Annotated in this window: 8 protein-coding genes; 3 read left to right on the forward strand and 5 right to left on the reverse strand. The window is 41.8% G+C overall.

The window, feature by feature from the left end; genetic code table 11:
* Positions 1-26: 26 nt before the first annotated feature.
* A complete protein-coding gene (locus LBQ60_06295; protein MDR2037516.1) occupies positions 27-248 on the reverse strand; it encodes a YtxH domain-containing protein in 222 nt (73 codons plus the stop codon).
* Between the two features lie 231 nt (positions 249-479).
* Between LBQ60_06295 and LBQ60_06300 the strand changes: the two genes are divergently transcribed.
* Both LBQ60_06300 and LBQ60_06305 read left to right on the forward strand, forming a co-directional pair.
* Complete coding sequence (locus tag LBQ60_06300; protein ID MDR2037517.1) at positions 480-2,081, forward strand: TldD/PmbA family protein; 1,602 nt, start codon at positions 480-482, stop codon at positions 2,079-2,081.
* Positions 2,082-2,125: 44 nt separating this feature from the next.
* A complete protein-coding gene (locus tag LBQ60_06305) occupies positions 2,126-5,974 on the forward strand; it encodes an MMPL family transporter (protein ID MDR2037518.1) in 3,849 nt (1,282 codons plus the stop codon).
* A 4-nt stretch (positions 5,975-5,978) separates the two neighbouring features.
* Here LBQ60_06305 and LBQ60_06310 read toward each other — a convergent pair whose 3' ends face one another.
* Positions 5,979-6,410 carry a lasso peptide biosynthesis B2 protein gene (locus tag LBQ60_06310; protein ID MDR2037519.1) on the reverse strand — a complete coding sequence of 144 codons (432 nt, stop codon included), beginning with the start codon at positions 6,408-6,410 and terminating at the stop codon, positions 5,979-5,981.
* A gap of 240 nt (positions 6,411-6,650) precedes the next feature.
* On the opposite strand from LBQ60_06310, the gene LBQ60_06315 reads away from it, so the two are divergent.
* Positions 6,651-9,068, forward strand: a complete 2,418-nt coding sequence (locus tag LBQ60_06315; protein MDR2037520.1) for a TonB-dependent receptor — start codon at positions 6,651-6,653, stop codon at positions 9,066-9,068.
* A gap of 1 nt (position 9,069) precedes the next feature.
* On the opposite strand, the gene LBQ60_06320 is transcribed toward LBQ60_06315, so the two are convergent.
* From LBQ60_06320 to LBQ60_06330, 3 genes are all read right to left on the reverse strand, one after another.
* Positions 9,070-9,801 carry a copper homeostasis protein CutC gene (locus LBQ60_06320; protein MDR2037521.1) on the reverse strand — a complete coding sequence of 244 codons (732 nt, stop codon included), beginning with the start codon at positions 9,799-9,801 and terminating at the stop codon, positions 9,070-9,072.
* A 148-nt stretch (positions 9,802-9,949) separates the two neighbouring features.
* Positions 9,950-10,330: a hypothetical protein gene (locus tag LBQ60_06325; protein ID MDR2037522.1), complete on the reverse strand. Its 381-nt coding sequence runs from the start codon at positions 10,328-10,330 to the stop codon at positions 9,950-9,952.
* An 835-nt stretch (positions 10,331-11,165) separates the two neighbouring features.
* Positions 11,166-12,025, reverse strand: an 860-nt coding sequence (locus tag LBQ60_06330) for a SusC/RagA family TonB-linked outer membrane protein (GenBank protein ID MDR2037523.1), incomplete at its 5' end; no start/stop codon positions are given.

Here is a 12,025-nt window from a genome sequence, read left to right on the forward strand (position 1 = left end):
TTTTCTACATTTTCCTCAACAATAAACTACGCTTTTTTTTCAACCGTTTCTTTTTCCGGTTTAGCCTTGGTCTTAAGATTGTGGATCAGATTAGTCAACTCTTCTTTGTTTAAATCAATTCCATAATCTTTCAATCTCTTTTTTAGCTTCTTACGTGTTTTAAGGCCTGAATCGGGAGCCAATAACAAAGCTGTGGCAGCACCTAACGCTGCTCCGCCTAAAAATGCAAAAATTGATGTTGCTTTCATGATACTGTGTTTTAATAAATGATTAGATATTCCTCTTACCGAAATATGATTTAATTGTGTTACATTTGCAATTAATTATCTGTGTTTGTTGTTCAGAAAGTACCATATTCGATAATATAAATCAAATTGATTTTAAAAATGCTTAAAGATACAAAAAAAATCTTTCTTTATATCATTTTCTTCATTTTTTTCGCCTTATTTTCTTTTCCGGTCTCCGCACAAGACAAGCTGATGGAGATATTAAAAGATGAAATGAAACGCGAAATGGATGGTTTTACCACAAAAAGTGATTCCATTGACCGGCCTTACTTCATCAGCTTTCGGGTGGATGATACCCGGTCTGAAACGGTAAGAACTTCTTTGGGTAGTCTGGTCTATTCCCGCGCTGCCCATAACCGTGTCTTTACGCCAATGGTACGTATAGGGACATACGAACTGGATAATTACCATCAGTTACGTGAAACAATGCCTGCAAACTACACCGATCCGTCATATCTTCCCATTGAAGACTCGGAAGATGCCATCAAACAATCTATCTGGTGGATGACAGACCAGGCGCATAAGAATGCCGTGGAAAGGTATGAAAAAGTACGTTCCAATCTTGCCGTGAAAGTAAAGGAAGAAGATACATCCCCGGACTACACTCCCCAAAATCCTGTCAAATACTTTGAACCTGAATTATCCGGCACGCATACCAGATTCAATCGTGCGGACTGGGAAAAGAAACTGAAACGTTACTCCGATGTATTCAAGCAATCGGAAGATATCATTAACGGGTGGGCAGATATCAGTGTCCAGATTGTACGAAAATACTATGTATCTTCGGAAGGAAGTGAAATAGCACATAACCTGGTATATATGCAATTAAATATCGGCGCAATGGTCAAAGCAGACGATGGTATGGAACTACCAACCTATAAAAACTGGTTTGCGTTATCGGCCAACCAGATGCCATCGGATAAGGAGGTGATCAGGGAAGCTGAACTGATGGTAAAGAAACTGAAAGAGCTAAAAGATGCCCCTGTGGTAGACACCTATTCAGGGCCGGCTCTATTATCCGCCGAAGCATCAGGTGTTTTTTTCCATGAAATTTTCGGCCATCGGGTAGAAGGACAAAGAATGCGTCAGGAAACGGACGGACAAACATTCAAAAAGAAAATCAATGAGTTAGTATTGCCTGAATTCATGACTGTTTATATGGATCCGACCATCAATAAATTCAGGGGAAAGGAAATCAATGGTTTCTATCAATATGATGATGAAGGCGTGAAAAGTGAAAAGGTCATGCTGGTAGAGAACGGTATCCTGAAAGGGTTCCTGATGTCAAGGGTGCCCATTGAAGGGTTCCCCTCCTCAAACGGACATGGGCGGGCATCTGCGGGACTTAACCCTGTAACCAGGCAATCGAACCTGATCATAGAGACATCACAACGCAAAAGCGAAAAAGACCTGAAACAAACGCTCAGGGATGAACTCAAACGGCAATCCAAGGAATTTGGCTATTATTTTGCCAAGGTAACCGGAGGATTCACACAAACAGGGAGGTATTCCCCCAATGCTTTTAATGTAACACCCAATGAAGTATACCGCATCTATGCCGACGGACGACCGGATGAGTTGGTACGTGGCGTTGACCTGGTAGGCACTCCTTTGGCTATGTTTTCCCAGATCGAACAGGCAGGAGGTGATTATGGGTATTTTATAGGAATATGCGGAGCAGAATCCGGATCCATACAAGTATCCTGTATTTCGCCTATGTTATATGTCAAACAAATCGAAATACAGAAAAAAGCAAAATCGCAGAGTAAACCGCCATTATTACAGAAACCATAAATTAATGGACATATATATTAATATTTGATATTTTTGCAGGCACGATGGCAAAAATATTTTTATTCCTTTTTGACTTCTTTGATAAACGAAAGGCTTTGCTATATGGTATCACTGTAGCTATCTTTATCGTTTCGCTATTCTTTACTTCACGCATACATTTCGAAGAAGACATTACCCAGTTCATTCCCGATGACGGGGAAATGAAAACGGCCAATACCGTTTTCAGGAATATTAAAATCCGCGACCGCATTGTCATACACCTGAGTCAAACAGATACTTCTCAAAATCCGGACAGGCTGATCGATTACTGCGACAGCCTGACCAACCTACTCTCCCCGTTAATACCCGATTATGTAAAAAATATCATCAGCCAGGTACAGGACGATATGATAGATGATGTATATGATCTGGTATATGATCATCTTCCTGTTTTTTTAGAGGAAGATGATTATGTTATCATTGACAGTATGCTGACACAAAAAGCCATTGCAACACGCTTACAGTCCAATTATACGACACTGTCGAACCCAAGCGGCTTTGCTATGCGCAGATTCATCGCAGCCGATCCGTTGGCCATCAATGCACTTGCATTAAGACATCTTCAACAGTTACAACCGGATAAACAATACAACCATTACCGGCAGCATATTTTCACTAAAGACCTCCGCCATTTACTGTTTTTCCTGGTTCCGGAAAGCAGTGGCACGGAAAGTGCCCATAATGCAGAAATCGTCGATCATTTGGACGAATCCATTGATCATTTAAAAGCTACTTTTCCGGAAATCACTGCAGAGTATTTCGGAGGACCGGCCGTAAGCGTGTGCAATGCCCGCCAGATAAGGCAGGACACGATGCTGACGCTCAACATCGCCCTTATTGTTATCCTTTTGTTTTTTATCATTGCCTTCCGAAGTAAAAGGAATCCGGTATTGATGTTGTTGCCCGTATTATTCGGAGGTGCCGTTTCTTTAATGATCCTCTACTTTATCAAGGGATCTGTTTCCGCCATCACAATCGGTGCAGGATCGATAGTAATAGGTATTGCGCTGAATTATTCCATACATGTCATCAGCCATTCGAAACATTCCCGTTCACCTCGCGAAGTCGTTGCAGGATTGTCGTTCCCATTAACACTAGGCAGCCTTACCACCATAGGTGCATTTCTCGGATTAACTTTTGCCAAGTCACAGGCTTTGGCTGATTTCGGTCTATTCTCAGCATTCTGCCTGATGGGGAGCGCCCTCTTCTGTCTTACTGTCCTTCCTCATTTATTACCCAAGAAGCAAAAAGAAGCCAAAGAATCAAAATTATTGAAATCCATAGAGCGCATCGCGTCCTACCAACCGGAAAAACAACGCGTTTTATTGATCATTATGGGCGTCTTTAGTATCGTCTGTCTGTTTTTTATCGGAAAAACAAGATTCGACAGCGATATGATGAACCTTAACTATATGGATAAAAAGTTACAACAGGCAGAAAAGAACCTGGAACTGATCAATTCCGATCCCGGCAAAAACACTGTATACCTGGTATCTACAGGAAGCGACCTGCAGGAAGCCGAACTCAACGAATTGCAAAACAGGAAAAAAATTGCCGGACTACAGGATAAGGGACTCATCACTCATCATGCGTCGGCAGATATTTTCCTGATTCCTGAAAAAGAACAGGAAATTCGTATCCATCGCTGGAACAGCTTCTGGACCAAAGAACGAAAAAACTCATTAAAAAACCAATTATTCGAAGAAGGGAAAAAACTGAAATTCAGCGAAAAAGCCTTTATACCTTTTCTTGAGCTCCTTGATGAAGATTACCGACCTGTTGATTTCACTAAAGAATCGTGGGTGAAAGATGGGTTACTTTCCGAATGGCTGACCGAAACCGAAGGAATGAGTATGATCCTGTCCCAGATCACCATTCCCGAAGGCCAAAAAGCCGAAGTATACCAACAGCTCGACGGAATTGACAACCTGGTTATATTCGACAGATCGTATTTCGCCAGTAAGTTTGTCCGTATCATTAGCGATGACTTCTACTTGATTTTATTCATATCCTCATTCATAGTATTCTTCGCTCTTTTAATAACTTACGGACGTATGGAGCTTACCTTAATGACTTTCGCTCCAATGGCGCTCAGCTGGATATGGATCTCAGGTATCATGGGAATGACCGGTATCGGGTTCAATATCGTAAATATTATTGTATCTACATTCATATTCGGATTGGGGGATGATTACAGTATTTTTATCACAGACGGATTAACCGAAGAATACAAAAGCGGGAAAAAGACCCTGTCATTCCATAAAACAGCCATCTTTATGTCGACTTTCGCTATGATTGTCGGCACCGGAGTCCTGATCTTTGCCAAACACCCCGCCCTGAAGTCCATTGCCTTGATCTCCACCTTCGGGATGTTATCGGTAGTGTTGATCGCTTATACCGTACAGCCTTTCCTGTTCCGTTTCTTTATCTCCGGAAGAACAGCAAAAGGAAAATATCCATATACCTTACGGAGCTTATTGTGTGCCATATTCTTTTATCTGGTATTCGGCTCAGGATGTATTTTACTCTCCATCATAAGCGTACTTTTGAAAATAGTTCCATTTCCTTCAAAAAAGAAAAAATATGCTTTACACTGGTTGATGAGTAAATTATCCAAAGCAGTGCTCCACGGCTATCCTCTGATGAAGATCCGGCTCATGAATCAGGCAGGTGAAAATTTCAAACAGCCTGCAGTGATTGTTGCGAACCATCAATCATTCCTGGACATTTTACGCATTCTTGCCTTATATCCGAAAATGATCATGCTGGTGAACAAATGGGTGTGGTATTCCCCTGTCTTCGGCTTATTGGTCCGTAATGCCGGATTTTATTGTGTGGAAGAAGGGGTGGAAAAATCTTTGGAAAAAGCACGGTCACTAGTAGATGATGGTTATTCGATCGTTGTGTTTCCCGAAGGAACACGTTCCATAGACGGTATCATAAAAAGATTCCATAACGGGGCTTTTTATCTGGCACAACAGCTACAGCTGGATGTGCTACCTATAGTCATGCATGGCAATGGACAGGTAATGCCAAAAAATGATCCCTTCTATATCCGTAACGGCTGGTTATCTACGGAAATATTACCCCGCATTGGCAATGACGAATTACGACAGAAAACGGTCCGGGAAAACGCCCATGATATTTGCCACCTGATCAGGGAACACTATGCAAAGATGGAAAAACACTGTGATGTTCCCGAAAATCCTTACTTCCGGAACAAACTGGTCACCAACTACATTTATAAAGGGCCGGTGCTTGAATGGTATTTACGGATCAAATTGCGTATGGAACATAATTATAAATTATTCGACGAAATGATCCCACAAAAAGCTGTTATTTCCGATCTCGGGTGCGGCTATGGCTTCCTGTCCTATATGTTAGCCTTCCTGTCGAAGGACCGCACAATAACGGGAGTGGATTATGACCACACTAAAATCGATGTGGCCAACCATTGCTTTTCTCACAATCAACAGGTACAATTCATCGGTAAAGATATTTCAGTATTTGACCTTACCCCCTGCGATGTGATGATCCTGAGTGACGTGTTGCATTATCTGCTTCCCGAAAAGCAGGAAGCGTTATTACAGCGGTGTGTCGAAAACCTGAATCCCGGGGGAATGATCATCATCCGCGATGCCAACCGGAATATGAACAAAGCGCACCAGATCACAAAGCTCACAGAGTTCTTCTCTACCCGCTTATTCCGGTTCAATAAAACCACCAATCCGCTGCATTTCCTTTCTGAGAAAGATATCCGTAATTTCGCCGAAAAAAACCGATTGAGCTGTCAAAGCAGGAATAATGACAAACATACTTCCAATGTGATCTACCAGTTACAACAGATATCCTGACACATCAGGAAAAACAACCCACAATAGTATATTTCTGACGGTTCCGTCCTCCCGAAACCCATATATTTCCGCTTCTCAGCCAGGCATGAGCGATCATCCTTCCCCGATCATTTTTAGCAACACCCATGTATATCGTCGACTGAATATTTCTTCGGTGTAACATCCTTTTGGCTGCAATAGACTCGACCAGGCATTTACGTGACCAGACCAGATGCCGGCATCTGGCAATCGCCGCTTTTACCTGTATAATCTGTTCTTTCTCATGCGGAGACGGAGTAGTTATATCCGTTTCCAGACGGGACTGTCCTAACCATCGTGTATAATGCTTTATATGAAAAACAGTCGTGATGATACGTACCCATAAAGTTGTCCACGCAGCTTCAAAAAAAATCCGGCGTTCATTTTTCTTCAGGTTGAAAATTTTGGATACAAGCATTGGGTAATACGAATTGAGAATTGAGAATTGAGAATTATTAGTTATAAACTTTCTAACTTTCTAACTTTCTAACTTTCTAACTTTCTAACTTTCTAACTTTCTAACTTTCTAACTTTCTAACTTTCTAACTTTCTAACTTTCTAACTTTCTAACTTTCTAACTTTCTAACAATATTCTTCAAATATAGCTAAAAATCAGGATTCATTTTTGATTATCTTTGTCTTTTCAGAACGGAAATCCATGAAGGAAGGTCTTTATTCCCTTACAGTCATACTATTTTTCTTGTTTCCTGCTTATCTGACAGCCCAGGAATCTACGTTACTGACAGGAACGGTTACCGACAGTACAGGCCATCCTGTAGAAGGGGCCTACATCCTGATCGAAGAAACCAACACGGGCACCAGCACTTCACCGGATGGCCGCTACGAATTATCACTGGTGTCCGGAAAGAGTTATTCCATTGTCATATCACATGTCAGTTATGCCACCATACATACAACAGTGGACCTGAAAAAAAACAAGCCCCGTACTGTCCGACAAGATTTTACCTTGACAATGGCTGGTGAAAAAATTCCGGAAGTCTCTATAGTTGGGTTACATCCCCAGGAAGGGACATTACAAAGGATCGAGACCAGAGAATTTAAACAACTACCCAATCCTTCGGGAAGTATCGAGACATTGATCAAAACACTTCCGGGAGTAGCGTCCGGAAATGAACTCAGTGCACAATATTCGGTACGCGGAGGCAATTTTGATGAAAACCTGATCTATGTGAATGATATCGAGATACACCGTCCGTTTCTGATCCGGTCCGGACAACAGGAAGGACTCAGCTTCATTCATCCCGACCTGGTGGAATCGGTTGATTTTTCTCCGGGAGGATTCGATGCCCGTTACGGGGATAAAATGTCTTCCGTACTGGATGTAAGGTACCGGACTCCTGAAAAATTTGCAGTCAATGCATCAGTCAGTTTGTTGGGAGCATCTGCATCCATAGAAGGACTGGCCGGAAAAAAAACCTTTTCCTATCTTGCCGGTATCCGTTATAAAACATCACAATACCTGTTGGGCAGCCTGGATACGGAAGGGGATTATTCTCCTGATTTTCTGGATGTACAAAGCCTGCTACGCTACCGTATGTCGGAAAAATGGGAAATAGACTTTTTAGTGAATATTGCGCAGAATAAATACCATTTCGAACCGGAAGTCCGTACCACCAATTTCGGAACCATTTACGATGCCTACCAGCTCAAAATTTATTACGATGGCCGGGAACAGGACCGGTATAACAGCGGCCTGGGGGCAATGACACTGAATTACCGTCCATCAGATAACTGGATACTTAAACTAAACGGATCGGCCTATAAAGCATATGAGAAGGAAACATTCGACATTGAAGCCTCCTACCTGCTCAGTGAGCTGGAAAGTAACGCTCCGGGATCTTCCGTATCCGACAGCACGTTACATATCGGTATCGGTAGTGAGCTGAGCCATGCCAGAAACTATCTGGATGCTTCCGTTTATTCGGTAACACATATCGGCGAATATCAGACGGGGCGTCATTCTTTACAATGGTCGGTGGCTTTCCGGCAGGAGATCACCGATAACAAGATGAATGAATGGATAATGATCGACTCGGCCGGATACTCGGTACCTTACGACGGGGAAAGCATCCGGTTGAAAATGTCGCGCTATGCCGATAATTACCTGAAAGTCCACAGACTGATCTCGTGGGTACAATACCGGCAAAAACTGACCGGGAACCATCTGGACTGGACAATTACCGCAGGCCTACGGCTGAACTACAACGACGTCAACCGGGAATGCCTGGTCAGTCCGCGTGTATCAGTGAGGATACAACCCCATCAGCACCCCCGGCTATCCGCGCATTTTGCTGCCGGCCTGTACGGACAGCCTCCCTCCTACCGGGAGCTGCGCAATACCGACGGAAATATGAACCGAACAATCAAAGCGCAACGCTCTGTCCACTATGTTATCGGTGGGGAATACGCTTTCCGGATAGGATACCGGCCCTTCAAACTATCGTCCGAAATGTATTACAAACAACTCAGCCGGCTCATCCCTTACCGGATGGAAAACGTACGGATCTACTACGCAGGAGACAATATGGCTTCCGGATATGTAACAGGATGGGACATCAAACTGAACGGCGAATTTGTGAAAGATGCCGAATCATGGGTCGGCATTTCGCTTATGCAGGCCAGGGGAAACATAAAAGATGACGGTCACGGCAGCTACCCGCTTCCCACAGACCAACGGGTCAACTTCAACCTGTTTTTCCAGGATTATATTCCGGGCGCATCTACCTGGCGGGTATTTCTTAACCTGGCTTTCAGCACCCCTCTACCCTATAACTATCCCGATCCCGACCGCTTCGACCAGCTATTCCGGATGCGTGCCTACCGTCGCGTGGACATCGGCCTGAGCAAGGAATTCTTTAAAGGAGACCGCTCAGGGAAAGTTTTCAAACAAATCAGGTTAAATGCTGAAATATTCAACCTGTTCGATACCAAAAATACCATTTCTTATTTATGGGTACAGGTTGTCAATAACCAAAACAGGCAAAACCAGCAGTATGCTGTTCCCAATTACCTGACGGCCCGCAGGGTCAATGTACGGTTAAGCGCCGAATTCTAAGCTATATATAAGCGGCTACTTTTTTACGATCCGTTTGTTCGGTTTCAAACTCCGAAGTAACTGCACTGCTCCCCATAGGAACATTTTCATTCCGGTATTCCATGGTGCTATGTATGACAGACCTGGCAGATGTATGAAACTCCTTAGCTCCTGTTTCAGACTCAATATATGCGATATTATTTTCGCGCACGCCACTGCCGGGCATGATAATGATACGTCCCTCCGCACGCAGGACAAGTTCCCGGATCAATGGTATTCCGCGCACTGCATCCGGTTGCTGTCCGGACGTAAGGATACGGTCACAGCCCAATTCTATCAGTTGCTCCAGTGCAACAAATGGTTCACGGCAAACATCAAAAGCACGGTGAAAGGTGACGGATAAAGGCTTGGATGCTTCTATCAATCTGCGCATCAGTGACACATCGATATCTCCCTGTTTCGTGAGGCATCCGAATACTACCCCGTAAATTTTCAACTGTCTGGCCATTTCAATATCATACAACATCGATTCTATTTCTGCGGGAGTATAAAGGAAATCACCTCCACGGGGACGTATGATAATATTTATGTCAATAGCTGACGTTAACTCCTGTGCCATACGTATCTCGCCATAACTCGGTGTCGTACCTCCTTCCGGTATCCCCGCACATAGTTCTACCCTCTGTGCACCTCCGGCTTCCGCCTCAACACAACTCTGCGCCGAGTTGGCACATATCTCTATAATTCTTCCCATGATTGTTCACGCTAAGATTTGCAAATATAATGTAAATCAGGTGTATTACACTACTCAATTTCAATAGTTTTCAGTGCAACTTCATTATGGGATGCCTAGTCACAGGAGTCTGTTGCACAACGGAGGTTGACGCTCTAAAAATTATTGCTCATATCTCTATACTAACCCAATAACCACAAAAAGATAATGAAACAAAAAATAATATCACCGAGCCAATTAAGTAGGAAAATACCAACCAACCCTTTAATTTGCTATTTTGTTCGTCTTTATATTTTTCTGACAACTCTGCAAATTTTCTTTTGTTGATAAAAAACAAACTCAACACACAAAAGATAATTACTATTGCCCATACAATATAATTATTGATCTTTTTATCAAAAATATATAGCACAAATATACAAAGGGATAAACAGATAAAACCAAAACTTAAAAACACTACGATACTACCAGCAACGTATCCACTCTTTTCGCCCCACTCCTCATAGAATTTTGAAGTCCGATAGTATAAATAATTAAAAAAAGTTTTCATAGTTATTTTATTTATAAGGCATTGTTTCTGGATGTTCAAAAATTCCCATTTTGTATTGTGGAATTAAAACTTTATCAACCCATTGATAATGTAGATTCTTTCCGCCAAAAGACAAATATTCCGGACTTACGATGGCAATATCTGCTTAAGCATTATTTTGTGAATTTAACTTTTATTAAAATTTCGAACTTTATCATTTCTCACTTTAGTAAATACACTAAAAACAAGTAGTGGAATAGAAATTCCAATTGGCAAAAACCCAAATGAATAACTTATTCGACCTTTGGCAGAGCTCCATAAAAACCATGTTATTAATACTATAAATGCTATGGTTATTATAAAAAATATTGATGAATCAAATCTATGTTCTGCTTTAATATCACTAATTTCATATTTATTCATAGCATTACATTTTTTACAGGTCAGATCTATTTTGCATCCATATCTTTTTTTAAATTCAACTCTATCGGATGCCTTAATTTTTAATGTGTTTTTTGTTGAACACCGTTTACAGCACACTATTAAACGCATATTATTATTATTATTTTATATCCTTCATTTGCCTATTATACCCGTCAGCTAACTGTCGCATGGATTTACTGCTTCCTTTATTTGAATTCAAAAAATGATTCCAAGAATTTTTAATAGGGCCTTTGAATTACTTTTAAAGAATGGAAGGACATGGTAAAATCAAACCACACAAAGCTAAATTTTTGTCCATAAAAACAAATATATGTAATAATCTGAATATTCTACCCAATTGATCATTCGACGTAGTTACACTTCCGTTCAATTAAAGATTTAAACTTATTGATGCATACACAAAACACAACAATCAGAATGAAACTGTAATTCCGGCATTATAAGATCTTTGTATCGGATAGCCAAGTCCTTCGCCTGCCATCTCTACGTCCCATAATTTGAATTTACTGAAACAGAACAAATTGATGCCGTTAATATAAAGCCTGACATTACTTAAATATATGGCTTTTAATATTTTTGAAGGCAATGTATAACCTATTTCCAAAGATTTTAACCGTAAAAAGGAACCATTGCGCATAAACCAGGTATGCTTTGCTCCCCATTGCAGATCACCGGATAAATCATAATAGGCTCCCGGAACATTATTTTCACTGATCCCGGTACTGAGCCGGGGCCACATGGCATATATGTCCCGGTTATTTTCCGACCAGTGGCTGTCAGCATAAGCTTTAAGAAGATTGGTACCTTTATCAAAAGGTGATGTGGCGGCGGCATTGATCCAGAAACTAGAACGTGCCGACCCCTGGAAAAAACAGGAGATATCAAAATTTTTATATCCGGCGGAAATTCCGAATCCATATATGATTTCCGGAAGAGTGGGGTATCCTATAGGAGCCATGTCTGCAGTGGTTATGCTACCGTCACTGTTGATATCCAGGTATTTGATATCCCCGGCTCCATAACTACCGAATTGCACCGGAGAATTAACTGCCTCTAAATCGTCGTTAAAGAGCCTTTCAGCAATCAATCCCCACTGCTGATAGATAGAGTGCCCTTCATAAGCTGGTTCTTCAAAAACAAGAATTTCGCTGGCAGCATAAGTAAAATTCGCCCATGTCCGGATATGGAAATCCTTACCTAATTTACTTTTAAAATCAAGCGACCCGTCGATTCCTCTTGATTTGGCTTCTCCCGCATCTGTCCAGGCTAAAC

It is taken from the genome of Bacteroidales bacterium, from assembly GCA_031275285.1.
GTDB lineage: Bacteria > Bacteroidota > Bacteroidia > Bacteroidales > UBA4181 > JAIRLS01.

Bases quoted from the DNA above. Each gene is read 5' to 3' on its own strand.
- LBQ60_06295 (MDR2037516.1), bottom strand. From the start codon at position 248: ATGAAAGCAACATCAATTTTTGCATTTTTAGGCGGAGCAGCGTTAGGT.
- LBQ60_06300 (MDR2037517.1), top strand. From the start codon at position 480: ATGGAGATATTAAAAGATGAAATGAAACGCGAAATGGATGGTTTTACC.
- LBQ60_06305 (MDR2037518.1), top strand. From the start codon at position 2,126: ATGGCAAAAATATTTTTATTCCTTTTTGACTTCTTTGATAAACGAAAG.
- LBQ60_06310 (MDR2037519.1), bottom strand. From the start codon at position 6,410: ATGCTTGTATCCAAAATTTTCAACCTGAAGAAAAATGAACGCCGGATT.
- LBQ60_06315 (MDR2037520.1), top strand. From the start codon at position 6,651: ATGAAGGAAGGTCTTTATTCCCTTACAGTCATACTATTTTTCTTGTTT.
- LBQ60_06320 (MDR2037521.1), bottom strand. From the start codon at position 9,801: ATGGGAAGAATTATAGAGATATGTGCCAACTCGGCGCAGAGTTGTGTT.
- LBQ60_06325 (MDR2037522.1), bottom strand. From the start codon at position 10,330: ATGAAAACTTTTTTTAATTATTTATACTATCGGACTTCAAAATTCTAT.